The 23,835-nt window shown below is 54.9% G+C and carries 21 protein-coding genes; 10 read left to right on the forward strand and 11 right to left on the reverse strand.

Annotated elements, in window-relative coordinates; translation table 11 throughout:
• Positions 1 to 34: 34 nt before the first annotated feature.
• Positions 35 to 904, reverse strand: coding sequence for a sulfurtransferase (locus CU041_RS05340; RefSeq protein WP_101246054.1), 870 nt, complete (start codon positions 902 to 904; stop codon positions 35 to 37).
• 226 nt (positions 905 to 1,130) lie between these two features.
• On the reverse strand, positions 1,131 to 1,841 hold the full coding sequence (locus CU041_RS05345) for an alanyl-tRNA editing protein (protein ID WP_101246055.1): 711 nt from the start codon (positions 1,839 to 1,841) through the stop codon (positions 1,131 to 1,133).
• Positions 1,842 to 2,112: 271 nt separating this feature from the next.
• On the opposite strand from CU041_RS05345, the gene CU041_RS05355 reads away from it, so the two are divergent.
• The 3 genes from CU041_RS05355 (at position 2,113) to tyrS (ending at position 5,227) form a co-directional block, all read left to right on the forward strand.
• Complete coding sequence (locus tag CU041_RS05355) at positions 2,113 to 2,967, forward strand: DUF4194 domain-containing protein (protein WP_170310147.1); 855 nt, start codon at positions 2,113 to 2,115, stop codon at positions 2,965 to 2,967.
• Between the two features lie 87 nt (positions 2,968 to 3,054).
• The gene (locus tag CU041_RS05360) at positions 3,055 to 3,591 is read left to right on the forward strand and encodes a hypothetical protein (RefSeq protein ID WP_068519303.1); all 537 of its coding nucleotides are present in this window, start codon (positions 3,055 to 3,057) and stop codon (positions 3,589 to 3,591) included.
• A gap of 316 nt (positions 3,592 to 3,907) precedes the next feature.
• On the forward strand, positions 3,908 to 5,227 hold the full coding sequence (gene tyrS, locus CU041_RS05365; protein ID WP_101246058.1) for a tyrosine--tRNA ligase: 1,320 nt from the start codon (positions 3,908 to 3,910) through the stop codon (positions 5,225 to 5,227).
• 39 nt (positions 5,228 to 5,266) lie between these two features.
• Here tyrS and CU041_RS05370 read toward each other — a convergent pair whose 3' ends face one another.
• Together CU041_RS05370 and CU041_RS05375 are read right to left on the reverse strand one after the other, a co-directional pair.
• On the reverse strand, positions 5,267 to 6,430 hold the full coding sequence (locus CU041_RS05370) for a PA0069 family radical SAM protein (protein WP_101246059.1): 1,164 nt from the start codon (positions 6,428 to 6,430) through the stop codon (positions 5,267 to 5,269).
• A 72-nt stretch (positions 6,431 to 6,502) separates the two neighbouring features.
• Positions 6,503 to 8,164, reverse strand: coding sequence for an inverse autotransporter beta domain-containing protein (locus CU041_RS05375; protein ID WP_101246060.1), 1,662 nt, complete (start codon positions 8,162 to 8,164; stop codon positions 6,503 to 6,505).
• Positions 8,165 to 8,501: 337 nt separating this feature from the next.
• On the opposite strand from CU041_RS05375, the gene CU041_RS05380 reads away from it, so the two are divergent.
• The gene (locus tag CU041_RS05380; RefSeq protein WP_068519306.1) at positions 8,502 to 9,134 is read left to right on the forward strand and encodes a LysE family translocator; all 633 of its coding nucleotides are present in this window, start codon (positions 8,502 to 8,504) and stop codon (positions 9,132 to 9,134) included.
• A 51-nt stretch (positions 9,135 to 9,185) separates the two neighbouring features.
• Here CU041_RS05380 and CU041_RS20575 read toward each other — a convergent pair whose 3' ends face one another.
• From CU041_RS20575 to CU041_RS05395, 4 genes are all read right to left on the reverse strand, one after another.
• A complete protein-coding gene (locus CU041_RS20575) occupies positions 9,186 to 9,344 on the reverse strand; it encodes a hypothetical protein (RefSeq protein ID WP_170310148.1) in 159 nt (52 codons plus the stop codon).
• Between the two features lies 1 nt (position 9,345).
• Positions 9,346 to 10,920, reverse strand: coding sequence for an L-lactate permease (locus CU041_RS05385; protein ID WP_101246061.1), 1,575 nt, complete (start codon positions 10,918 to 10,920; stop codon positions 9,346 to 9,348).
• A 191-nt stretch (positions 10,921 to 11,111) separates the two neighbouring features.
• Positions 11,112 to 12,131, reverse strand: coding sequence for an LLM class flavin-dependent oxidoreductase (locus CU041_RS05390; RefSeq protein WP_101246062.1), 1,020 nt, complete (start codon positions 12,129 to 12,131; stop codon positions 11,112 to 11,114).
• A gap of 106 nt (positions 12,132 to 12,237) precedes the next feature.
• Positions 12,238 to 13,149 carry a LysR family transcriptional regulator gene (locus CU041_RS05395; protein ID WP_101246063.1) on the reverse strand — a complete coding sequence of 304 codons (912 nt, stop codon included), beginning with the start codon at positions 13,147 to 13,149 and terminating at the stop codon, positions 12,238 to 12,240.
• A 230-nt stretch (positions 13,150 to 13,379) separates the two neighbouring features.
• Here CU041_RS05395 and CU041_RS05400 point away from each other — a divergent pair, with 230 nt between their 5' ends.
• Complete coding sequence (locus CU041_RS05400; RefSeq protein ID WP_233433014.1) at positions 13,380 to 14,645, forward strand: MFS transporter; 1,266 nt, start codon at positions 13,380 to 13,382, stop codon at positions 14,643 to 14,645.
• A gap of 80 nt (positions 14,646 to 14,725) precedes the next feature.
• Here CU041_RS05400 and CU041_RS05405 read toward each other — a convergent pair whose 3' ends face one another.
• The gene (locus CU041_RS05405) at positions 14,726 to 15,724 is read right to left on the reverse strand and encodes a cysteine synthase A (RefSeq protein ID WP_101246065.1); all 999 of its coding nucleotides are present in this window, start codon (positions 15,722 to 15,724) and stop codon (positions 14,726 to 14,728) included.
• 140 nt (positions 15,725 to 15,864) lie between these two features.
• Positions 15,865 to 16,503 carry an NUDIX domain-containing protein gene (locus CU041_RS05410; RefSeq protein WP_101246066.1) on the reverse strand — a complete coding sequence of 213 codons (639 nt, stop codon included), beginning with the start codon at positions 16,501 to 16,503 and terminating at the stop codon, positions 15,865 to 15,867.
• 282 nt (positions 16,504 to 16,785) lie between these two features.
• Between CU041_RS05410 and CU041_RS05415 the strand changes: the two genes are divergently transcribed.
• The 3 genes from CU041_RS05415 to CU041_RS05425 all read left to right on the forward strand — a co-directional run bounded on the left by CU041_RS05415 (position 16,786) and on the right by CU041_RS05425 (position 20,738).
• On the forward strand, positions 16,786 to 18,417 hold the full coding sequence (locus CU041_RS05415) for a diguanylate cyclase (RefSeq protein WP_101246067.1): 1,632 nt from the start codon (positions 16,786 to 16,788) through the stop codon (positions 18,415 to 18,417).
• Between the two features lie 136 nt (positions 18,418 to 18,553).
• Positions 18,554 to 19,063, forward strand: coding sequence for a GNAT family N-acetyltransferase (locus CU041_RS05420; RefSeq protein ID WP_101246068.1), 510 nt, complete (start codon positions 18,554 to 18,556; stop codon positions 19,061 to 19,063).
• Positions 19,064 to 19,277: 214 nt separating this feature from the next.
• Positions 19,278 to 20,738, forward strand: coding sequence for an aminoacyl-histidine dipeptidase (locus CU041_RS05425; protein ID WP_101246069.1), 1,461 nt, complete (start codon positions 19,278 to 19,280; stop codon positions 20,736 to 20,738).
• 69 nt (positions 20,739 to 20,807) lie between these two features.
• Here CU041_RS05425 and CU041_RS05430 read toward each other — a convergent pair whose 3' ends face one another.
• On the reverse strand, positions 20,808 to 22,181 hold the full coding sequence (locus CU041_RS05430; protein WP_101246070.1) for a DnaJ domain-containing protein: 1,374 nt from the start codon (positions 22,179 to 22,181) through the stop codon (positions 20,808 to 20,810).
• A gap of 184 nt (positions 22,182 to 22,365) precedes the next feature.
• Here CU041_RS05430 and CU041_RS05435 point away from each other — a divergent pair, with 184 nt between their 5' ends.
• Positions 22,366 to 23,406 (forward strand): methyltransferase domain-containing protein, encoded by a 1,041-nt coding sequence (locus CU041_RS05435; RefSeq protein ID WP_101246071.1) that lies wholly within the window; start codon positions 22,366 to 22,368, stop codon positions 23,404 to 23,406.
• Positions 23,407 to 23,554: 148 nt separating this feature from the next.
• Positions 23,555 to 23,680, forward strand: coding sequence for a type B 50S ribosomal protein L36 (gene ykgO / locus CU041_RS05440; RefSeq protein ID WP_007090004.1), 126 nt, complete (start codon positions 23,555 to 23,557; stop codon positions 23,678 to 23,680).
• Positions 23,681 to 23,835 lie beyond the last annotated feature (155 nt).

A 23,835-nucleotide genomic window follows, 5' to 3' on the forward strand; every position in this document is an offset into this window, starting at 1 on the left:
TCAACCCGACTGGTCGGGGATGACCGGGCCACAATCAAGCAGGGCCGGTGGCAACCGGGCTGTCTTCGGTGGTGGCCCATTGCGCCCAGGAGCCGTCAAATACCGCGACCTGTTTGTTGGCAGCAATATAGGCACCCATGGCAAGAACGCAGGCGGTGACACCCGATCCGCAGGTGGTAACGATCGGCTTTTCCAGATCAACACCGGCATCTTCGAAGGCAGCGCGGATTTCGGCGGCCTCCTTAAAGGTGCCATCCGCATTCAACAGCACATTGAAGGGCAGGTTGAAGGAGCCCGGAACATGGCCCGACTTGCCCCACGGGTCGGCAACTTCGCCGCGGAACCGTTCGCTTGCACGGGCATCGACAAGCTGTTCACGCTTTGTCGTGACGTTTGACATCACCTGATCAATTTCACGCAACAGGAAGCTGTTGGCGCGTGCGGTAAAATGACGTTCGCGCGGCGGGGTTGGTGCATCGGTAACAGGATGGCCTTCTGCCAGCCATTTCGGCAGGCCGCCATCCAGAACAACCACGTCATTATGGCCAAAGTGACGCAGCATCCACCAGGCCCGACAAGCAGCAAGGGCAGAACCGGTTTGACCGTAAACAACGATCCGCACCCCGTCGCCAAGGCCAAGTTTGCGGACCTTGGCCGAAAATTTGATGGCATCAGGCATCATGTGCGGCAGTGGTGCACTGTCGTCAGCGGCAATTTCATCAATATCAAAAAAGACGGCGCCTGGAATGTGCTGGGCGTCATAAATTTCGCGGGCATTTTTATTGTCGGCTGGCATGTACCAGCTTGCATCCACGACGCGCACATCTGGTGCGTCGAGGTGATCCGCCAGCCACTGGGTGGAAACCAGGGCGTCAGCCACATGGGCGGAAAGTGGGTTATTCATGGACAAGCTCCGGTTGGCAATGTGGTGGGTATTGCACGATCCCGGTTGGTCCCGGGATCATTATGTTATGGGGTCCTGATGGTCTTTTGTGACTTCTTGTCGTTAAAATTCTAATGGCAAATTTGTAATGGCAGGAATGGCAACTGGCAACCGGCAGTCCTGCGCCTTGGCGTGATTTTCGCCAAACTGTTGCCCTGATGCGCGCAATGACCCGATATTGTTGATATCAGCTGGCGAAAACGATGTTGATCCGCCGGTTCTGACGGCCTTTCTTTTCGATCTTTGCCACAGAAACCGGGCCGATTTCGCCGGTTTTGCGCACATGGGTGCCGCCACAGGGCTGAAAATCGATGCCTTCGATCGTAACAGTACGGATCGAATTGCCATCCATGGGTGGTTGAACCGACATGGTGCGGACAAGTTCCGGGTTGGCTTTAAGTTCGGCCACGCTGATTTCACCGTCATAGACATCGGCGTTGCGGGCAATCAGTTCGTTCAGTTTTTCGGTGATTTCATCCTTGTCGAGTGCGCTGTCAGGCAGATTGAAATCAAGGCGTGCCTTATGTGCGGCGATATTGCCACCCGTAACGTCGCCTTCGATCACGGCACATAAAAGATGCAGGCAGGTGTGAAAGCGCATCAGTTTATGGCGGTGATCCCAATCAAGTTCGGCTGTGACGGCGTCACCAACGCCCGGAAGCGGATGGTTTTCATCGATAATGTGCAGGATGCGACCGGTTTCGCGGTCCTTGACGGTGGTAACGACCGGAAGAACATCCCCCGATGCGGTTTTCAAGGTGCCGATATCGCCAGTCTGACCGCCTGCGGTGGCATAGAAAACGGTCTGATCAAGTTCGATGCCGCGATCCGAAATGCTTTGGATGGTGGCCTCACAACTTCTGGCATAGGCATCTTCGCGAAACAAAAGGCGTGTCATGGTCTCGATCCCCTGGTGGTGGCGTTTCTGTGCCGATCTGCTTACGGGCCGGGGCAATTTCATGCACGAGATTGCGCATGGGAAATCGCACCAGGCGGTGCCGGTCGACAATCTTGGCATGGTGGGCAATCGGCGGGGGTGTTGTCGAGATCAAATTTGCCAGACCGGATTTTCTGAGATGTAGTGATTGTTACGTAAAATAATGATCAAAGGTTGCAATTTATACATGTTGTATGATATCTGGTTGGGTAAATCAGGAGTGGCAGCAACCTTGGCAGCAATAATTCACGTCAAACTTACGGGCGAGGGCGATTTCGGACCGGTGGATCTTGAATGTGCGATCCCGCCGGCACGGTTGCCTGTGGTCATGGCGGCCCTGTTCGGGCAGCCGGCACCGGCAATGGCGTCGACCGTACCCGGGATGCCCGCGGCGGCGCAGGGGATGACTGCGCCGGGTTCAATGGCAACCTCAATGGCAACCCCACCGGCAGCCCGGGCGGGGTCGGCTTCGGGGGCTGCTCCTGTTCCGGGATCCGCGTCGGGGGCCGTTGCGGCATCCGCGCCGGTATCCACCCCGGGGGCGGCTTTGGCTCATTCCGGCAATGCACGGTACGACGGTATTCCTGCCGGTTCTGATGGCGCATCTGTTGCTGATGGTACATTCCCGGCCGGAACGAACGGGGCATCTGGTTCCCTTGCAACTAATCCCCAAGCTGCTGATCCGGCATCGGTTGGGGTGGACGAGTATGGCGATCACCAGCAGTCTGACCGGTTTGATGCCGGTTACAGGCTTGTGGCGTCGATGGATATTGATCCCGGTGCATTCATTACCAGTTTCATGGGGGCGCTGGGGGATCTGGTCGGGCGTCTGCAACCGCGCGGTTTTGCCGAAACCATTCTGATTGCGGCGATCTGGCTGCATTATCGCGAAGGACGGGCCATTGTGACGCGCGATGATATTCGCCGTGTCTTGCGGCGTCAGGAGCATCTTCGCATGCCGCGAAATTTCAGCCGCGATTTTCATGTTGCAGTGACGCGTGGTTACCTTGATCCGGTGGAAGGTGACGACGGTTTTGCTGTCTCGAAGGCTGGATATCAGTGGTTTCAAACGGAATGTCGAAAATGATACAAAATGTCGATAAATGTATTGACTATATGTATGGGTGATGTATCGTTTTTGCATTGGGACAGATAAAAACGGGTGGGACCAACAATGCGTGAATGGGAAGTCAGAACAAGCTGTCGTGTCTGGCGCGGGCGATATGTTATCCGCGGGGATGTTGACCGGATTGCCAACGACATTGTCGAACTTCAGCAAAACCGTTTCCCGGGTCTGGAAACCAGCAAGGTGTCGCTTCGGGTTGTGACCATGGCGGTCATGTCGGTTCTGGCCGAAGAATGCTGTGAAGACGGGGTGACGGCGGCCGAACTTTCATTTCTTTTGACCACCTGCCTTGGGATGCCGATTTCACCGGCCCGGATTGAAAAGGAAATGGAAGGCCTTTCTGGCCTTGTCTGGACCGGGGAGTGGGGTGGTGAGACCCTTTATGTCATGGAAAAGCGCGGTCTGCGCTTCTTTGAAAGCGCACGTGATCTGGCGCTTACGGAAAATGGAAATCTCAGCCAGGATGATCTGAGCGCAGTTCAGGCCGCCGAAAAGTCGGACGACGTCGCACGCAAACCGATGATCAGCGCAACCATGATGAACAACAATCCGGCCCTGCATGCGCGCTATCGCGTTGTCAGCTAAGACTGGTTGTCAGCTGAGGCTGGTGGCACAGGACAGTCCGTCGGTTTCATCAGGTAATCACGCACCCGCCATTCTTTGGCGGGTGTTTTGTTTCGGGGCGTGTCGCAAAACACGCTTGACCGATCCGGATTTGCGCCATATGCATTTGGGCATGGAAAACGTATTTGCACAGTTCAACTCATATTATCCGCTGCACACATAGTGCGGCGCCTGTTGACGTGTTTTTATAAAACCAAGACCGGCTGCCCCAGGGCGGCCTTTGTTTTTTCCATAAACCGGTTTGCCCGAGGTGGCCCCACCATCAAGGAAAACCGAAATGACAATATCCCAACCTGTTGACCAACCAGCTTCGCCGCAAAATGCCAGCGAGGTAACCCAGAACGGTTTTGCGTCCGAGGCGTTATTGGCCCTGCATGCGCGTGGTTTCATCCATCAATGCACGTCCTTTGCCGGGCTTGACCGTGTTCTTGCCGGGGAAGAAGCCGTTCCGGTCTATATCGGATTTGATGCCACGGCGGATAGCCTGCATGTCGGGCACCTGTTGCCGATCATGACATTGCGCTGGTTGCAGCGCCACGGTCACAAACCGATTGTGCTGGTGGGTGGTGGTACGACCCGCATCGGCGATCCCAGTTTCCGGTCCGAAGCACGCCCGATCCTGACCGACGAACAGATCGCGGCAAACATCAATGGCATTCGCAAGGTGTTTGGACGGTTCCTGCGTTTCGGGGACGGTCCGAGCGATGCGGTTCTGGTCAATAATGCCGACTGGCTTGATCAGCTTGGCTATGTTGACCTTTTGCGTGATATCGGGCGGCATTTTTCAGTCAACCGGATGCTGTCCTTTGACTCGGTGAAATCAAGGCTCGAACGGCAGGAAAGCCTCAGCTTCCTTGAATTCAACTACATGATTTTGCAGGCGTTCGATTTCCTTGAACTGTCGCGTCGTTTCGGATGCCGGGCCCAGATGGGCGGGGGCGATCAATGGGCCAATATCATCAATGGTGTCGATCTGGTGCGCCGGGTTGATGGCAATGAGGTGTTTGGCATGACCGCACCGCTTCTGACCACCTCATCAGGTGTAAAGATGGGCAAAACTGCCGCCGGGGCCGTGTGGCTGAATGCCGATCGGTTGAGTGCCTTTGACTACTGGCAGTTCTGGCGCAATTGCGAGGATGGGGATGTCGGGCGGTTCCTGCGTCTGTTCACCGATTTGCCATTGCTTGATATCGAGCAGCTTGAACAGCTTTCAGGCGCAGCAATCAACGAAGCCAAGATTGTTCTGGCCGATGAGGCGACCCGTCTGGCCCATGGCGAATTTGAACTCGAAGCCGTGAAATCCGCCGCCAACGGGGTGTTTGGTGCGAATGGCGATCTTAACGGCCTGCCGACGCTGGAATTCACCGCCCATGCGCTTAAGGACGGCATCGGGATCTTGGCCCTGATTGTCATGGCCGGATTTGCCAAAACCAACAGCGAAGCCCGCCGTCTTGTCGAAGGCGGGGCCGTGCGGATTGACGACAAGCAAATCACAGACCCGGAACATCACATCCTTAATTACGCGTTTGATGATTGGGCGTTATTGCAGCTTTCCGTTGGCAAGAAACGCCATGCCGCGATCAAGCGCGTTGGATAACGGGGATGCGATGAACGTGCGATATATCACGGGCAGGTGTCAGAACAGCGACATCTGCCCGTCTGCGCTGGGGCGTTTGAACCCACTGCAATCAAGGTCCAGTGACCGGCCGGTAAGTCCATATTTCTTGCGGGCCAGGGCAAATCGATGGGCAATCAGATCCGCGACCGGGCCGGTGCCGCGCATGCGATTGCCAAATTCCGACTGATATCGTTCGCCGCCGCGCATCTGGCGGATCAGTGACATAACCTTGTCCTTGCGGTTCGGGTAATGGGCACTCAGCCATTCTTCAAACAGATCGGCGATTTCAAGCGGCAGGCGCAGGACGATATGGCTGATTGATGATGCCCCGGCATCGGCACAGGCCGCGGCGATTTTTTCGATTTCCATGTCATTAAGCCCGGGAATGATCGGGGCGGCCAGCACGGTGACGGGGATGCCAGCATCCGAAAGCTTTCGAATGGCTTCAAGCCGGCGATGCGGCGCCGATGCGCGCGGTTCCAGCAAATTGGACAGGCGGTGATCAAGGCTTGTGACCGATACCGCGACCGACGCACGGTTCAGGGCCGCCATCGGTGCAATCAGATCAATGTCGCGCGTCACCAGTGCGCTTTTGGTGATCAGCGAAAAAGGATGCTGGCAATCGGCCAATACGCGGATGATATCGCGGGTCAGTTTCTTGTCGCGATCAACCGGCTGATAGGGATCGGTACTGGTGCCGATCACAATCGGTTCGGGGTGATAGCTTTTTGAAGACAGTTGCTTTCGGAGCAAGCTGGCGGCTTCTGGCTTCCAGAACAGCTTGGTTTCAAAGTCCAGCCCCGGCGACAGGCCAAGATAGGCGTGTGTTGGTCGGGCAAAGCAATAGATACAGCCATGTTCACAGCCGCGATAAGGGTTGATCGACCGATCAAATGGCACATCCGGGCTTTGGTTCTTTGTAATGACAGACCGCGCACCATCGATACCAAGGGTGGTTTTGGTACGTGGGGCGTCCTGATCTTCCATCAATGTGCCCAGCCATCCATCATCAATGGCCTGATGGGTATGGCGTTCAAATCGCCCGTCAATATTGGAAACCGCACCGCGTCCCTTTTGTCCGCGGGCAGGCAAGATGTTCAGATCACATTGCGCGTTTGACCATCCATCATCAAAAATGACAGCGGGGCTGTGAGCATGGGGTTGGCTGATGTTGTTCTTCATATATCTACAATAAAGAACAAAAGAAGAACATTCAAGCCAAAGCCTATATGTCCAGGGTTATACAGTCTCAAGTTATGGACAGGCGCTGCCGTTTACCGCGGTGCCGTCTACCGTGACTGAGCCCTGAACGGTGGGAAGGGTTCCGCCGCCGTCACCACATGGGTTGATATTGTTGGTGGTGTTACCTGTCCCTGACAGGTTGTTTATGGTTGATGAGTTGGCGAAGAACACAAATCGCTTGTTGAAGCCTGATCCTGTTACGGAAAGCTCGTTGTCATCAATGCTGATGTTGGAATTGTTGCCGATAATCGCCAGGAACCGGGCACCATTTCCATCGGAGGTAACGGATGAAACATTATTCTTGATGGTTACATCCTGGCTGTCTCTGATTATGATAGCGCCTGCGGTTGAGTTGTCGTTCTGCGCTGTCAGGTTGTTGTTCCGAATAGTAACATTCTGCTTTCCTTCGATGTGGACGATGTATGCTGACCCGGTTGTGTTAACGTTCGCGGTTACACCAATCAGGCTGCTGTTATCGGCCATGTTAAAGAAACGTGCTCCACCACCGGCGCCGCCATTGCTGCCGCTGCCTGAGATTGATGCATCCGGAATGGTGACCGTAACCGATCGTCCTGTCGGGGTTTTGATGTCGAGTGCGCCACCCCCGACAATTGTTTGTCCACTCTGAACCGTTGTGACGGAATTGATTGCGGTGTAATTGCCGCTCAGGATCACGGTTGAATTGGCACCTGCATTGGCAATGTCAGTGGCAAAGTTCGCCGCCGATGTCGAGTTGCTGTTCAGAACTGTGATCGTTTCTCCGTCCGCAGTCTCGGTGATTTCACTTGCTTCTGAAAACTGTCCGGCCTGACTGACCACATCAATATCGCGAATGATGGGATCGCTCATGCGCCGTTCCATCGCGGTCAGGCGGGGTTTCGGCGTATCGCCGAAGCCATGCAACGGGATACGAAGGCGGAAGCTGGCAAAGCCCTGCGTACCCCGCGGGCTATCATGCTGAATTTCCGCCCCGAACGAGAAGCGCGAGCCTTCCCACAAAAAGGGGACTTCATCAAAGGTCAGGTCCAGTCGCCCACGCGGACCCTGCACCGTATCAACACCGTCTTCCGTAAAACGATAACCACCGGCATAGGCCCGGAGTTGCTGTCCGGCATTAGCCTTAAATAACGGAATGCGCCAGCCAATTTCCCCGTCAAAGCCACGTAATGCACGTTCTTCACCTTGGTTGTACATCAAGGTGGTGCCACTCACATCAACAGTGCTCAGACTGTCTTCCATATATTGCTTGGTGCCGATCGGGATATAAGCATTGGCGCGAAAATCCCAATCAAGTGACAGGGCCTCAGCGCCGAAGGTCAATTGGTTGAATTTGTTGCCATATGGGCTGTGGCGGCGGTCAAAATAGCCATAACCGCCAATGTTCCAGCCAGTATCAAGCATCTGACGGATGCCAAGACCAAAGTTTCCTTCGTGACTGTTATTGTCATCCATGCGGGCACGAATGCTGGTGAAGGTCAGGGTGTCATCGTCCTGCCAAAGCGGAATGAACAGGTCTGTTTCACCAAGATTGCGGTCGGTGCCTGCCTTGCCTTCAAGGTCGATGTGACCACCCCACTTGTCGGCCGTTTGTAACGCATCGGCATGGGCAACGGAGGATGCAATGAAGGTTGCAGCGAACAGGAATGCGGGGCGAATGATGTGGCTGGTGTGCATGTTCAATCTGGTCAGCAGGGCTCAGTGTGCTACAGCGGTTTGCTGATGCACTGATGAGGCGTTGGGGTCTGTCAGCTCGTGGGGAAATTTGTGCCCCAGCGTGTATGGCTTTCTGCCAAATCACTTTTTGTTCGGAAAACCGTAATGCTGCCAGCAGGGCGGAGCCAGTTTTATTCTTTATCATTTTTCCAAAAGTTATCATCTTCCCTGAACGGCAATGGGGCTGGTGTCAGGGAAAATGTCATGGTCACAATCATTTTCTTGCCGGAACACGGGGCGGAGCTATAGTCGAGATGCGCAAGCCACCCCGCGCAACCGCGACGCAAGGAGCCATCCCATGGATTGGACGCATATTTTAAGTTTTGCACTTGTTACATCTTTGCTTGTGATGTCACCCGGGCCCAACGGGGTGCTGGTCGCCAAAACGGTTCCGACATCGGGGCGTGCTGCCGGATTTGCCAATGTCGCCGGATTTGTCACGGCGTTTTACATTCACGGTACCTTATCGATATTGGGGATTTCGGTCATTCTGGTGCAATCGGCACAGGCTTTCATGATCGTCAAACTGCTTGGGGCGGCCTATCTGTGCTGGGTCGGGTTCAAGGCGCTGCGCGAAGCCTGGCGCGGGGTGAAAACGGTGCGGCCTGTCACGCCGGCAAAACGCAAGCGGACCCTGATCATGGCGTTTGGTGAAGGGTTCCTGACCAATGCGCTGAACCCGAAAGTGTCGATTTTCTATCTTGCGGCATTTCCGCAATTCATTCCGACCGGTGAAGGGGCGGTTTCAGCAGCCTTCATGCTGGTCTGTGTCCATGCGGCGATCAATGCCGTCTGGTTCGGGGCGATTATTCTTCTTCTGGCCAAACTGACCCGTTTTGCCGGCAGTGGCCGTTTTCAGCGGGTACTCAAGGCAACCACGGGGGCGGTATTCATCGCGTTTGGGGTGAAGCTGGCGACATTCCGCCCATAAGAACGGATGCCGTTGTCATTCTGACCCGCCGGTTTTCAATCGGCGGGTTTGTTATTTGCGCACAATGATCAGGGCCATGACCGCGCAGAACAGGGCAAACAGGATATCGCTGGCAGCGATGCTGCCAATAACCATTGCCTCGAAGCTGGCAACCGGAAGAATGATTGATGCCAGAACCAGAAAGACCGGGTTAAACAGTTTCTGTTTCATGTCACGCGCCCCCGTTCATGGTGGTAATCAGCAATATTCCAAGCGCCATAAACCCGCAAAGCGCGGTCAGGATTACCCCGGTTTTAAGGACAACCGACAACACCGGGCCTTCCTTGCCAGATAGGCCGACGGTTGAGCAGCCGACAAGAATTTTGGAAGGTGCCAGCATACTGCCAAGCGACGCCCCGGTGGCCTGGGCGGCAAGGATCAGGGCCGTGGAAAGCCCCGAAAGTTCGGCAGTGTGACGCTGGAACATGCCAAACACCACGTTGGAATTGTTGGTGCTGCCGGTCATGAAGGCACCAAGCGCGCCGATTGCCGGTGAAATCACCGGATAGGCGACGGCAAAGGCACCGGAAAAGATTGCGGCACCACCTTCGGCCAGGGCATAGGTCATGCCCGCATGATCCATGATGATGGCAAGTCCGATGACCGGCACCATGCCAATACTGGTTGGAAGGCCGCTTTTGAGCGTGCGTTGCCAGATCCGCTTGCCAATCCCGTCATCATAGCGACCGCGCAATTTGAAAAAGGCAAAGCTGATGGCCGCGGTATAAAGCAGAAGCGCACCCGGATGGCCGAAAATGGCAATCGCCTTGGCACTTTCCGCACCAATGACCCAGCCAAGCGAAGTCGATGTTTCCGGGAAATCAAGGGTGAAGCGGACTTTGCCCAGGAAGTCTTCAACCCCCGGCGCAAAGGTCGCCACGGTCACCAGCACGATAAAGACCAGATAAGGTGTCAATGCCTCGATCAATGGCATGTGGGCATGATCATCATGGACCTGTTCGGCGACATCATCGGGATGGGATTTCCAGAACCGGGTGACGATGATCGATGTGACAAGCCCCGCAATTCCGCCGGTCAATCCACCAAGCGTCCAGACACCGTAATTGGCCATGCAATATTGCACGACGCCCATCACGCCCGAAATCAGTACCAGCGGGACAATCCGCCGGCGAATGGTGCGAAAACCGCCATCAAGCCACAAGACGGCCGCCCCACAAGTAAAGCCGGACAGGCCAAGCAGAATGGCCGAATAGTGCGTCAGTTCGGTGCCCGGAATACCGGTCACACCAATCAATGCTTCAAACGATGTTGCCATATTGCCAAACAGCACCGACCAGCTATGACCGATCATGGGGGCAGCAACCGCCAGTACCGGCGAAAAGCCCATGCCCAAAAGCAGTGGGGCAACCACGGCAATCGGAACGCCGAACCCGGCCACCCCTTGCAGGAAGCTTGCAAAAACATAGCCGAGAATAAGCAGTTGAAGCGGTCGATCATCGGTCAGTGACCGGATGGCACGCCCGATGGTTTTGATCGCACCGGCTTCTTCGGCCGCGAAGTAAAGGATCAGGGCCGCCCAGACGATATAAAGGATATAAAGTGCCAGCATCACGCCCTTGGCCTGGGCGATGACAAGCATGTCGGTTGGTGCGCCAAAGAAAAACACGGCGATGACGGCGGTGACAAACCACGCAGCCGCGCCGGCACGCGCAGCCCCCCAGTTCATCTTGATCATCAGAAACAGGATGGTTGCGATCGGCAACGCGGCCAACAAAAAGTCGCTCATGGGTGGCGCACCATAACCTTTTGAAAAAATGGGGCTGCCGTCGATGACGTCGACGGGATGCGCATATTGTCCGAGCTATGATGCAAGCGCAAGTAGTGGAAATCTGGTATTTCGTATGATGAAATCAAAACGCCGGGTTCGGAAGGAGCCCGGCGTTTTGATGTGCTCGATCGCATTGCGTAAATTCGTGATCAGGCGCAGTCTTTGTTGTCGCCCTGTGCGTTCATTTCACCAAACAGTTCGGCGGCAATGGCAAAGGATTTCTGACGCGCGGCCTGATCATAGATGTTGGCGGTAACCATGATTTCATCGGCCTTGGTCATGTAGGCAAATTCGCGCAATTTCTTGCGAACCGTGTCACGCCCGCCAATTGCGGCATAACGCATGGCGTGATCAACACCTGCCTTTTCAATCCGGTTCCAGATTTCGCTCATATCCTTGACCGGTTTGGGTAACTGGCCCGGCGTGCCACGCCGCAGGTTCAGGAACTGCTGCTGCATCGAGGTCGCCAGATATTCGCCTTCCTCGTCGGTGTCAGCTGCAAAGAATCCCATGGCGGCAATCGCATAGGGCTTATCAAGCTGTTCGCTTGGCTCGAACCGGTGGCGATAAAGCGACAGCGCATCCATCAGCATGTCAGGCGCAAAATGCGATGCAAAGGCAAAGGGCAGGCCAAGGCGCGCAGCAAGATCAGCCGAAAACAGGCTGCTTCCCAAAAGCCACATCGGGACTTGCGATCCATAACCCGGTACGGCGCGGATTGGCGGATTGCCTTCGAGCGGGGCCAGGAATGCCTGAACCTGCAATACATCCTGGATAAAGCGTTCTTCGGACCCGTGCATGTCACGGCGAAGGGCGGCGGCGGTACGCTGGTCGGTACCCGGTGCGCGACCGATGCCCAGATCAATCCGCCCGGGATGCAGCGCATCAAGGGTTCCGAACTGTTCGGCAATCACCAGCGGCGCATGGTTGGGCAACATCACGCCCCCCGAACCGACACGGATGGTTTTGGTGCCCGCCGCCACATGGGCCATCACGACCGATGTCGCGGCACTGGCAATGCCGGGCATGTTATGATGTTCGGCCAGCCAATAGCGATGATAGCCAAGCTTTTCGGCATTTTGGGCAAGATCAAGTGTATTGCGAAGCGCATCAGAGGGATGTTCGCCCGCATTCACCGGGCAAAGATCAAGAAGGGAATATCGTAGCATCAGCCAGACTTTCGGTTTGGCGCCGACATCGCATTTGCGGGGCGCCTGATTTCACAGTTGGCATTAATCTAGCCCGAAATCATCGTCTTGCCAGTCCTGTTATGGCTCAATCCTCGTCGGGTTCGGAAAATGACCGGTGGGCGGCCAGGGTGCGGCTGACGAAATTGCGAAGGGCAATGGAAATGTCGTTGCTGCGATAGGCCAGCGACAATTCGGCAATCGGGACTTCACCATCAATTTCGCGATAGACAACACCATTGGCCTGAAGCTGTGTCATGGGTTTGGGCACCAGTGAAAAACCAAGTTCTGCCGCCACAAAGTTGATGACTGATCCGAGCTGCGGGGCGATCTGGCCCATTTGGGGTTCGAACCCGGCATTGCGGCATGCACTGACCACCTTGTCATAATGTGTCGGGCCGACATCGCGCGGGGTGAGGATCAGGGCATCATCGCGCAATTGAGAAAGTGAGACTTTATCATGTTTTGCCGCCGGATGCCCGGCAGGCAACACCACAACCATCGGACCGGACGAAATCACATGCAGACGAATGCCGTCATCGGCAATCGCGTCCTGACGCAGGAAGACGGCATCAAGCTGTTCTTCCTTAAGCCGGGTGACAAGCTGGGCCGAATTGCTTTCTTCCAGCGTCATCTCAACAGCCGGAAAGGCACGCCTGAAATCGCGAAAGACACCGGGAACCGACGGGCTGAAGGCCGCCGATGCGGTAAAGCCAACCCGGATGGTTCCGGTTTCACCGCGCCCGGCGCGACGGGCAGCACGAATGGCCCGTTCTGCCAGATCGGGGAATTGCGCGACCACGTCATGGAATGCTGCCCCGGCCTCGGTCAGTTCGGCACCATGGGGCACACGATGAAAAAGGGCGGTGCCGATTTCGGTTTCAAGATCGCGGATCTGTTGACTAAGCGGGGGCTGACCGATGCCGATCCGCGCAGCCGCACGGGTAAAATTGCCTTCACGGGCAACAGCCAGAAAGTAACGGATATGGCGCAGTTCCATCGGTGGTATATCCAAAATATATCAAAAATGACTGTTTCATATATTGGACGGATGGCGCGTGGAATGCAATCATAAGCACACCCCACGAACCCTTCCAAAAGAGGTCGCAAATGTCTGTTTCTCGGGATCAAAAACCTGAGCCACATTCAAACGTCGCTGCTGATACGGCGGATAATGACAGCACGTCCCCCCAATGTGCTGAAAGCCCGCTCGCGTCCACCAATGCGCAAATGTCATCCGAACCGGTCTGGATCAGTCCGGGGTCGGCGGCATTCCGCCGTATCAGTGTTGCCCTTTTCCTTGCAGGCTATGCGACCTTTTCCCTGATTTATTGCGTGCAGCCGCTTTTGCCGGAACTGGCCAATCATTTTGGTGTCGGACCTGCGGAAAGTTCATTGGCATTGTCACTGACGACCGGTTTTCTGGCCTTTGCCATTTTGCTGGCCGGTGCGGTATCAGAAGCCGCCGGGCGCAAACAATTGATGCTGGTGTCAATGTGTGTGGCATCGATCCTGAACCTGATTGCGCCGTTTTTGTCAGACTGGCATGCCTTTCTGGTATTGCGCGCGCTTGAGGGGCTTATTCTTGGTGGTGTGCCCGCGGTTGCCATGGCCTATCTGGCCGAAGAAATTGACCCCAAGGGGCTGGGCATGGCGATGGGCATCTATATCAGCGGGACCGCGATCGGGGGCTTGAGTGGCCGCGTTGTGATCGGTTTTCTGACTGACATGTTTGGCTGGCATACGGCCCTTGGTGCGATGGGGGCGTTCGGTTTGCTTGCGGCCCTTGGTTTTGCTGTTTTGTTGCCGGCATCGCGCAACTTTGTCCGGCGCCCGGGATTTCAGGTGCGCTATCACCTGCGGGCCTGGGGCGGGCATCTTAAACATGCGGGCCTGCCTTATGTGTTTCTGATTGGCGCTTTTGCCATGGGGTGTTTTGTCACGGTATTTAACTATGTCGGGTTCCGGCTTTCTGATGAACCCTATAGCCTGAGCCAAAGTCAGATCGGCCTGATCTTTGTTGTCTATCTGTGCGGGTCGGTGATGTCGTCTATTGCCGGGGCACTTTCCGACCGGCTGGGCCGCGGGCCGGTGCTGGTGGTTGGTGTGCTGCTGGCCGGGCTTGGTGTTGTTCTGACCATGCTTGACAGTCTGGGCGGGATCATTGGCGGCATTGTGGTTTTGACCAGCGGCTTTTTCGTTGCCCATTCGATTGCCAGTGGCTGGGTCGGTCGTCTTGCCGAAACGTCAAAGGGCCATGCATCGTCGCTGTATCTTCTGGCCTATTATCTGGGGTCAAGCATCATGGGATCGGTTGGCGGATGGTTCTGGGATCACGGAGGATGGAACGCGGTGGCGGGATTTGCCGTGGCGTTGCTGTTCTGTGCATTACTATGCGGTATTCATCTGTGGCGGCTGGCCGCCAAGGCATCGGGTGATCGCGGTCAGGGTGCCGGTGGAAATGCCGTAAAGGGTGAACTGGTCGATGCGACCTGATGGCGGAAAAATTCGCGCACTTATAACAAAACCCCGCCAGATATTCTGGTGGGGTTTTGCGTTTCAGACATCAAATGGTCCTAGAGCCAGTCGGGGCTCGGCAAACCTTTTTCCTTAAGGAAGGTCGGGTTCCAGAGTTTGCTCTGATACCGGGTGCCAAGATCACACAGAACAGTGACGATGGTTTTGCCCGGGCCGAGTTCGCGGGCAAGGCGCACCGCACCGGCAATGTTGATCCCGGTCGAACCGCCCATGCACAGGCCTTCTTCCTTAAGCAGGTCAAAGACGATCGGCAGCATTTCCTCGTCGGAAATCTGGAACGGGTGGTCAATCTCGATGCCTTCAAGGTTCGCAGTGATGCGGCCCTGGCCGATCCCTTCGGAGATTGAGCTGCCTTCGGATTTCAGTTCGCCAAATTTATAGTGGCTGTAAAGAGCTGCACCCATCGGATCAGCAAGGCCGATCTGGATGTTCTTGTTGCGCTCTTTCAGGCCCATCGACACACCGGCAAGCGTGCCGCCCGTACCTACCGCACAGATAAAGCCATCAATCTTGCCGTCGGTCTGTTCCCAGATTTCGGGGGCCGTGGTGTCGATATGACCCTGACGGTTGGCGACGTTGTCAAACTGGTTGGCCCAGATTGCGCCATTGGGTTCGGTTTTTGCCAGTTCTTCGGCCAGACGGCGCGATACGTGAACATAGTTGTTCTGATCGCGATAGGGGACAGCCGGAACTTCGCGCAGATCCGCACCCAGAAGACGCAGAAGATCTTTCTTTTCCTGGCTCTGGGTTTCTGGAATGACGATAACGGTGCGATAGCCAAGGGCGTTGCCGACAACAGCAAGGCCGATACCGGTATTGCCGGCCGTACCTTCGACGATAACGCCGCCCGGTTTCAAAAGGCCGCGGGCCTCTGCGTCGCGGATGATGGCAAGAGCCGCACGGTCTTTGACAGAGCCGCCCGGGTTTGCGTATTCCGCCTTGCCAAGAATGGTGCAACCCGTCAGCTCGGAAACCTTTTTCAGTTTCACAAGCGGGGTGCGGCCAATGGCTTCGATGGTGCCATTGCGAATGTCCATGACAGACTCCAAACGTGGTGAGTTCAAAATTTGATTAGTTGTTGATTGGGGCTTTATTACACAAAAGTCAAGATGGTTTGAAAATTACAACGCAAAGTTTGTGTGAAATATATCATATCTCCGAATATCCGGAAAATCCCCTAGACGCCAGCTTCTCTGCGGATGCGGTCGCGATGAAGCATAAGCCATTGTACTGCAATCGTCGCTGTTGCATTGCAGAGTTGTCCATTCTGCAACATGGCAAAGCATTCATCGGCACTGACGGTAAAGACGCGAATGTCTTCGCCTTCTTCTGCAAGACCGTGAATGCCACCGGCTTTGGATGTATCGACCCGCCCGTAATACATGGTCACTGTCTCGCTTGAGCAGCCCGGCGTGACATAATATCGCGAAATCAGTTCAAGCGGGCCGATGATTTCACAACCGGCTTCTTCGATCGTTTCGCGGCGCGCGACATCTTCTGCGCTTTCGCCGTCTTCGATAATGCCGGCAACAATTTCAGTCAGCCAGACCGGCATGTCCCGATAATGGTTTTGGACTGACAGGGTGCCGGGGCGAAACTGTTCAATCAGGACTACCTCGTCGCGCACCGGGTCATAGGGCAGAAGTGCGACGGCATGACCGCGTTCAAGAACTTCGCGTTCAAGGACCGCGCTTTTGCCGCCATCGAATTTGTCATGTTGCAGCCGATAGACATCAAGTTTGAAATATCCATCCCAGCCGCGTTTTTGGTCAAGAATGTGAAATTGTCGTGGGCGTGCGTGTTTTTGTTCGGTCATTGTCCGTATATCAGGCTAAAGGGTTTACAATGCAAAAGGAGAGTGATCTAAGACAATCTAAACTCATGGTAATATTTTTTTATTCTTATGTATGTATTTGGTGAATCTCAAGGTGGTGGGCGGCCTGAACCTGCTGTTTGCGGGGTGTTCGTAGGGATAGGTAGGGCATCCCTCGGTTTTAATTATACCTGAACTGTTGTAGTATTTAAGGCACCAATCAAGCTGCATGGTGGCATATCGTGTGGTTTTGGATTTCAGGGTTTCGGGGGAAACAAGACGTTGATGCGGTTCGAGCCAACAGAAATCGCACGTCTGTATGGACGATCACGCGTAGGAGTTGTCGTACACAAGGACTTGCAGGCTGTGTATGTCAATGATGCCTATGCGAAGATGTTGGGGCGCCGTGATGTCCAGGATTTCATGAGCGAACCTGACATGCGTCAGTATATCCCGCCGAGTTTCCACCACGAAGCTGAAAAGCTGGCCGAAGGGTTCCAGGAAAGCAACGGATTTCACGGCTGGAAGAAGGTCTATAACATCCGTACCGACGGCACCCCGGTCTGGATGGAAATCAGCGACGAAACCGTGGAATGGGATCAGGGCAATGCAGTCCTGACCACAGCGCAAATGATCGACAATGGCACAACCGCCATGCAGGTTGATCACATGCTGGGGCGGTCCTTTATCGGGGTCATGGTTCATCGCAACATGACGGCATTATACGTCAATGATGCGTTCGCCCATCTGATGGGGGCGGAAAATGCCAGCAAATTCATGGAAAATCCCAATGTTTTGCGGTTTATCCCCGAACAAAACCGCCCGCGCGCCCTTAAACATGTTGCCGGTATCCTGAGCGGGGAGCGTCACGGCGATCGCCACCGGGTGCGCGACATTCTAGATGATGGCAGTTCCGTCTGGCGGGATCTGACGGACGAGCGCATTCTGTGGCACGATGGCAAGCCTGCTGTTTTGACCACCGCACATGATGTGCGCGACGAAGTCGAAATGAATGACGAACTTGTGCGTGCAAAGGCAAGTCTTGAACATGCCGTGACCGAGGTGATCCGGCTTGTGCCATCGGCGGTGGCGATGCTTGACGAAGATTTGCATGTCATCAATCACAACTATGAATTTGCCAGGATGTTCGGTGTGCCCAATACCGATGGCGATGCACCGGCATTTGATATATCGGCACTTTATGAATGCTGTGCGCGGATGAAGCTGAACGGGCATGGTCATTCGACACTTGATGAAATGCAAACCCCGTCCGGGCGTTTGGCCGACATTCGCATGAATATGATGGATGGTGGCGGGATCATGGTGTCGGCGACCGATATCACCGATCACAAGCGCAAGGAGCAGATGCTTGATACTCTTGCATCAACCGATCCGCTGACACGTGCGCTTAACCGGCGCGGCTTTGAAATTGCGGTCAGCCGCCTGCGCGAAATTCGCCACCTTAAGGATAAAAGCTGGGTCTTTGGTTTGATCATTCTTGATCTGGATTATTTCAAGGACATCAACGACACATATGGACATGCGATTGGTGACCGGGTGCTTGAAAAGGTGGCCGAAACCCTGCGTCAGGCCCTGCGCGACGATGATCTTGTTGTGCGTCTCGGGGGTGAAGAATTTGCCGTTCTTCTGCCATCTGCAACAGCCGCGGTGACGAAACGGATCGGTGAACGTCTGTCAAATATGATCCGCGCGATTGAAGTCCCGGTATCCAAGGACAGCAAGGAACTCGTCAAGGTGACGGCAAGTTTCGGGGCCACCGTTGGCGGTGAAGGCCGGCATAAATCTGTTGATCTGGCCGATGCGATGGCACTGGCCGATGAAGCAATGTATGAGGCCAAGGATGCCGGCCGCGATCGTATGATTTTCAAAACCTTTGAACGTGATCCTGAAAACTAGGGGCTGTTTCGCGCAACCACCTTTGACGGCGGACTTGATTACATGCGCGATTGATGCTTTTTCTTTTCCAGCGACAGGTTGTTGCGATTTGCCCCGTCCTTTGGTGCCACACCATTGACGATCAGGAGAGCGAAGCATGATTGTCCGTGCCATGACCCCGCAAGACGGGGCATCTGTGATCGAGATTTATGGGCGCGGGATCCGCACCGGAAACGCAACGTTTCAGGATCATCCCGGGACGTGGGATGATTGGGATAGCGGACATTTGAATGAATGCCGTCTGGTTGCCTGCGATCAAACGGACCGGGTTGTTGGCTGGGCCGGATTGTCCGGGGTTTCAAGTCGCTGTGTTTATCGCGGTGTTGCCGAAATATCGGTCTATGTCGATCCCGACGCCCAGGGAAAGGGGATCGGAACCGCATTGCTTGGTGCCCTGATTGCAGCAAGCGAGGCCCAAGGTATCTGGTCGCTTGAGGCCGGTATTTTTCCGGAAAATATCGCAAGTATCGCACTTCATAAACGGCACGGATTTTCCGAAGTCGGTTTGCGTCGCGGACTCGGCCGTATGGGATACGGTCCGATGGCCGGGCAGTGGCGCGATGTCATGCTGTTGCAACGGCGCAGCACGACCGTTGGTGTCGATTAGCACAGCAGCAATTTGCGCCAAACGCCGGGTTTGAGCCGTTTTCTGCGATGGGCCAAGGTCTTTTGCCGGTTTGCTTGCGCGTTGCGTAAAAACACGTAGATGCCCTTTAAATTCGGCCGGTGATAGGGTAATCAACAGTCAGAACCCGCGAAACCGCATAACCGACAATATTCAGTTCAAACACACTGAACAGATCAAACAGGAGAGCGCCACCGTGAACGAGATCAGCAAACTTGCGCCGGTCGCAATCTGGGAAAATTTCCAGAAACTTTGTGATACGCCACGCCCGTCAACCAAGGAAGAAGCAGTGCTTCAGCTGCTTGAAAAAATGGCGGATGACAAGGGGCTTTCGCATTTTCGTGACAGTGGCCAGAACCTTGTGATCAGTGTTCCGGCAACACCGGGTTACGAAGATCGCAAAATGACGATCCTTCAGGCGCATGTGGATATGGTCACCCAGGCCAATTCCGGTTCGACTCATAATTTTGACACCGACCCGATCCGGATGCAGATGGACGGGGAATGGATCACGGCCGACAACACCACGCTTGGTGCCGATAACGGTATTGGTGCTGCTGCCATGATGGGCTTCATGACCGAAGACGGGCTTGAGCACGGACCGCTTGAATTGCTGTTTACGGTCGACGAGGAGCGCGGCCTGACCGGTGCGATGAATCTGGAGCCGGGGCGTCTTAAGGGTGAAATCCTTCTGAACCTTGATACCGAAGATGAATATGAACTGTGTGTCGGGTGTGCCGGTGGGGGTGATCTTGTTGCGACCTTCAATTACAGCCCCGAAGCAATCGGTGCCGGATATGTGGCCCGCGACATTGCGCTGACCGGGCTTAAGGGTGGTCATTCAGGCATCGATATCATTCTTGGTCTGGGCAATGCCAACAAGCTGATGGCACGTTTCCTGCGCACGGCCATTCGCGATTTTGATGCCCGGATCGTTGCGATCAATGCGGGTACGGCGCGAAATGCCATCCCGCGTGAATCCTTTGCCACCATTGTTCTGCCCGAAAGCAAGATTGGCGGATTTGATACCGCGCTTAAGGCATTTGCCGGCGATGTCCGTGATGAAATTGGCACGATCGAACCGAATTTCGCGATTGCATCGAAAGATGCCGATTTGCCGGAAACGGCAATGAGCGCAGCCGATTCAAAGAAATTCAACAATGCCTGTGTCGGTGCGCCCAATGGTGTCCAGGCCATGAGCACATCGGTTGAAGGGGTGGTTGAGACCTCGATCAACCTGGCGATTGTCAAGCTGGCGGACGGCACGGCCAAGGTGACCTTGTCTGCGCGCAGTTCGATCAATTCGGCCCGTGATGCCATTCGCGAAGCGGCAACTGCGGTGTTTGAGCTGATCGGGGCGAGTGTTGCGTGGGGGGATGCCTATCCGGGCTGGAAACCCAATGCCAATAGCGAAGTTGTCGAAATGATGAAGTCGGTACATCGCGACATGTTTGGCAAGGATCCGGAAATTCGCGTGATCCATGCCGGTCTTGAATGCGGTGTTCTTGGTGCGAAATACCCGCATTGGGACATGGTTTCGTTTGGCCCGACCATCAAGCGCGCACACAGCCCGGATGAATGCGTCCATGTGCCCAGTGTCGCACGTTTCTGGGATTATCTGCTTGCAGCCTTGAAAGCGATCCCGACCAAGGGATAAATGCCCGTCCGGGCGCAAACGGGACCTACAGATTAGAAGTCTGTTGTGCGACTGACCGGAATGTTTCGGTCAGTCGCATTTGTTTGTAGCACACCAGTTATCGCGCGCAGTCGATCCGTTGCCCGGAACCAGCGCATCAAGGTTCACAAAGCCGTTTTCGCCAATCGTGGTTTCAACCTCAATCCAGAAACCCTGACTGTCACCGGCAATATAAACCGTTTCAAAACGCGTCAGGCGGCGGATGATTTTGTTATTCACACTTGGCCCGTCACGCATATTGAGAAGTTCGCGATCAACATAATAGGGATCGCGATCCTCACCGATCAGTTGTTTGACCTGCTTGGTGATCTGGCTGCCCTGTTTTGCCACCAGTTCGGGGATCTCGCGGGTGACAAATCCCTGACCCGGGCCAAATGCCAGAAGGCCTGCAAAAATCAGAACAAATAACGGGCTCAGATGCAAAAGTGCATCAAGCATCCCTGCGCGTTTCCATTCATCGCGGACACGCCGGGTTGGGCTGCCATCTTCAAGACGTCGCAAGCTGGCACGGATTTGTTCGGCAAGAACCGATCTGTTGGTGCCGATGAAATCAAGCGCCTGCATCAATACTGCGCGGGCAAGCGGCTTGTTGCCGGCGCGTTCAAAGGCATTGGCATGGGCAAACAGCATTTTGGCATTGCCTTCGGGCGGGAAGGTGCCGCCGCGCATGTTGCCAAGAATGGCTTTCCATGCCGGGACGATGCTGCGCCATCCCCAGAATCCGCGAAGCCATGTAATGAAACTTGCCTTAAGCGCCATTCGCTTTGCCCCCTTGGGGGCCAGATTGGCGGTAAGCGTTTCGGTTTTGCAGGAATTCAGGAAACCGCGAACGATCTTGAATTCGACCTGCCTTGGCTGGGCCGAAACCACACCGGTTGCCGCACAGGCAATGAAACCCTGGGCGTTGCTATCGGCTTTTTTGCGGTTATGGCGCCGGGCGCCGGGATGGATGTTGCTTTTGCGCGTGCCGGTTTTGGCCTGCTGTTCGCGATAGGCCTGATTGGCGCGGGCGGTTTTTTCGTCCGTACCGGTCTTGGCCTTTTCCTGTTTCCGTCCGGTTCCGGCAAAGCCTTGTCTGGTGCGGTTCGCATTTTGCGCACCGGCTGCATTCGGGCCATAGCCGGATGCGGTTGGCTTTTCAGACGCGGCTGTTTTGCCCTTTGTGCCGTCATTTGGCCGACTGGTGTTGTTGCCCGATGGCTGTGCAGGGGGCTTGCGTTCACCAATCAGGATTTCATAGGCTTCGGTGATGTCTTTGAATTTTTCTTCGGCATCAAGATCGGTATTGCGGTCCGGATGATATTCAAATGCCAGTTTGCGATAGGCGAGCTTGATTTCCTTTGCGCTCGCGCCTGGCGCAATGTTCAGCATGCTGTAATAGATGCCAAGACGATCCTTGTTCATGTCTTATGTAGATTCCTGTCCTGACAAACGTTCCGGTGCGCGCGATCAGCCAGCATGGATTTTACTGCCGACGGTGACGGGTGCAATCATATGATTGAAATCTTAACACGTTGTCACTTTTGCCTATTTGTCATATTTTGCAAGAATCACGTAAGCACGCATTTCGAATAAGCAGGTAGCCGTCTTGAAACTCAAATTTTGGCAACGCAAAGCCGACGATGACGGCGAACTGTCCGAAGATGGCGGGCAGGGGACTGCGTCCGAGTTCGAGATGCCACCCGGGCATCATCTTGGCCTTGGGACCCGTTTGCGTGCCAAGTGGGAAGGCTATGACGACCCGATTGAATATTATCTGCTTCAGCTTGAAATAGACGCCTATGCCGACTGGTTGCGCAAAATGCGTGTTTGGCTGGCGCGTCCGGTTGAACCGGAACTGGGCGAACTTGACCTTGATGATGAAATCGGGCGGTGGCCGCCCGAGCGAATCAGGCTGTATGACAAGCTGTTTGATCACGGGATCATGATCCCGGGCGGGCATGATTACGCCCTTGAACTCGCAAAGCCGCTTGCGCTGGATGAAACGCTCAGCTGTCTTGAAATCGGGGCAAAGCTTGGCGGGGTTGCGCGTGTTCTGGCGGACCGGCTTGGCGTTTGGGTAACCGCCTATGAGCAGGATGGGGAACTGGCACTGTTGGGGATGGAGCGATCCGTTCATGCCGGTGTCCAGAAAAAGGTCCCCGTTCAGAAATTCGATCCCGAAAAGCCCGAACTGCGCAAAGGCTATTTCAACGTCGTCTATTCGTTCGGGGAACTTTACAAGGTGCCGGGCAAAGAGACGTTTCTGGGCGAACTGGCCGGGACGTTGCGCGAACAGGGCCAGATTCTTTTGACCGACTATGTCCTGACCCGCGATCTTGACGAGGACGGGCTTGCGCAATGGGCCAAGCTCGAAGGGGATGATCTTTTCCCCTGGACCGCACAGGAATACAAATCCCGTCTTGGGCAGCTCAAATTTGATATCCGCATCGCCAAGGATGAGTCGGAAACCCATCTTGTGCATATCAAACAGGCCTGGATGACCATGCTGTCGGATATTCAGAAAAGCGGTTTGGACCCCGATGTGATGGATTATCTGCTTCCAGAGATGGAAATGTGGATGAATCGCGTAAAAATGCTTGAAAATGGCTCGCTGGCCTTTTATCGGTTCTACGCAACGATCAACTGATCGCTCAGGTTTCAGACTGCTGCAGGCGACTTTGACGGGATTTGTTCCAATTTCTGTCGCCGCAACCTGTTTTTAGTGTTGACAGGGGCATGTCGTACTTCTATTTTCCGGCTTCCTCGAAGGGGCCAAGTTTCTAAGGTTTAAGATTATGAAGATCCGGAACTCATTGAAATCCGCGAAGCTGCGGGAAAAAGGCTGCCGTATCGTGCGCCGCCGTGGCCGCGTATACGTGATCAATAAAAAGAACCCGCGTTTCAAGGCACGCCAGGGTTAATTCCCGGTACCTTGTTCTCAAAGGTTTTACAAAACGCCGCATCGGTTCATCCAATGCGGCGTTTTGTTTTTCATGTTTGTCACGATGGCAAAATCAAAGGCGACCGCAGTTTCAATATTGCGGTCGCCTTTTTTATCGATGGTGTGTGGGGGCTG

The organism is Thalassospira povalilytica (genome assembly GCF_002844235.1).
In the GTDB taxonomy this organism is placed as follows: Bacteria; Pseudomonadota; Alphaproteobacteria; order Rhodospirillales; family Thalassospiraceae; genus Thalassospira; species Thalassospira povalilytica.

What these genes read in the sequence shown, in the direction of transcription:
- CU041_RS05340 (WP_101246054.1), bottom strand. Translation starts at nt 904, where the DNA reads ATGAATAACCCACTTTCCGCCCATGTGGCTGACGCCCTGGTTTCCACC.
- CU041_RS05345 (WP_101246055.1), bottom strand. Translation starts at nt 1,841, where the DNA reads ATGACACGCCTTTTGTTTCGCGAAGATGCCTATGCCAGAAGTTGTGAG.
- CU041_RS05360 (WP_068519303.1), top strand. Translation starts at nt 3,055, where the DNA reads ATGCGTGAATGGGAAGTCAGAACAAGCTGTCGTGTCTGGCGCGGGCGA.
- tyrS (WP_101246058.1), top strand. Translation starts at nt 3,908, where the DNA reads ATGACAATATCCCAACCTGTTGACCAACCAGCTTCGCCGCAAAATGCC.
- CU041_RS05370 (WP_101246059.1), bottom strand. Translation starts at nt 6,430, where the DNA reads ATGAAGAACAACATCAGCCAACCCCATGCTCACAGCCCCGCTGTCATT.
- CU041_RS05375 (WP_101246060.1), bottom strand. Translation starts at nt 8,164, where the DNA reads ATGCACACCAGCCACATCATTCGCCCCGCATTCCTGTTCGCTGCAACC.
- CU041_RS05380 (WP_068519306.1), top strand. Translation starts at nt 8,502, where the DNA reads ATGGATTGGACGCATATTTTAAGTTTTGCACTTGTTACATCTTTGCTT.
- CU041_RS20575 (WP_170310148.1), bottom strand. Translation starts at nt 9,344, where the DNA reads ATGAAACAGAAACTGTTTAACCCGGTCTTTCTGGTTCTGGCATCAATC.
- CU041_RS05385 (WP_101246061.1), bottom strand. Translation starts at nt 10,920, where the DNA reads ATGAGCGACTTTTTGTTGGCCGCGTTGCCGATCGCAACCATCCTGTTT.
- CU041_RS05390 (WP_101246062.1), bottom strand. Translation starts at nt 12,131, where the DNA reads ATGCTACGATATTCCCTTCTTGATCTTTGCCCGGTGAATGCGGGCGAA.
- CU041_RS05395 (WP_101246063.1), bottom strand. Translation starts at nt 13,149, where the DNA reads ATGGAACTGCGCCATATCCGTTACTTTCTGGCTGTTGCCCGTGAAGGC.
- CU041_RS05400 (WP_233433014.1), top strand. Translation starts at nt 13,380, where the DNA reads ATGTCATCCGAACCGGTCTGGATCAGTCCGGGGTCGGCGGCATTCCGC.
- CU041_RS05405 (WP_101246065.1), bottom strand. Translation starts at nt 15,724, where the DNA reads ATGGACATTCGCAATGGCACCATCGAAGCCATTGGCCGCACCCCGCTT.
- CU041_RS05410 (WP_101246066.1), bottom strand. Translation starts at nt 16,503, where the DNA reads ATGACCGAACAAAAACACGCACGCCCACGACAATTTCACATTCTTGAC.
- CU041_RS05415 (WP_101246067.1), top strand. Translation starts at nt 16,786, where the DNA reads ATGCGGTTCGAGCCAACAGAAATCGCACGTCTGTATGGACGATCACGC.
- CU041_RS05420 (WP_101246068.1), top strand. Translation starts at nt 18,554, where the DNA reads ATGATTGTCCGTGCCATGACCCCGCAAGACGGGGCATCTGTGATCGAG.
- CU041_RS05430 (WP_101246070.1), bottom strand. Translation starts at nt 22,181, where the DNA reads ATGAACAAGGATCGTCTTGGCATCTATTACAGCATGCTGAACATTGCG.
- ykgO (WP_007090004.1), top strand. Translation starts at nt 23,555, where the DNA reads ATGAAGATCCGGAACTCATTGAAATCCGCGAAGCTGCGGGAAAAAGGC.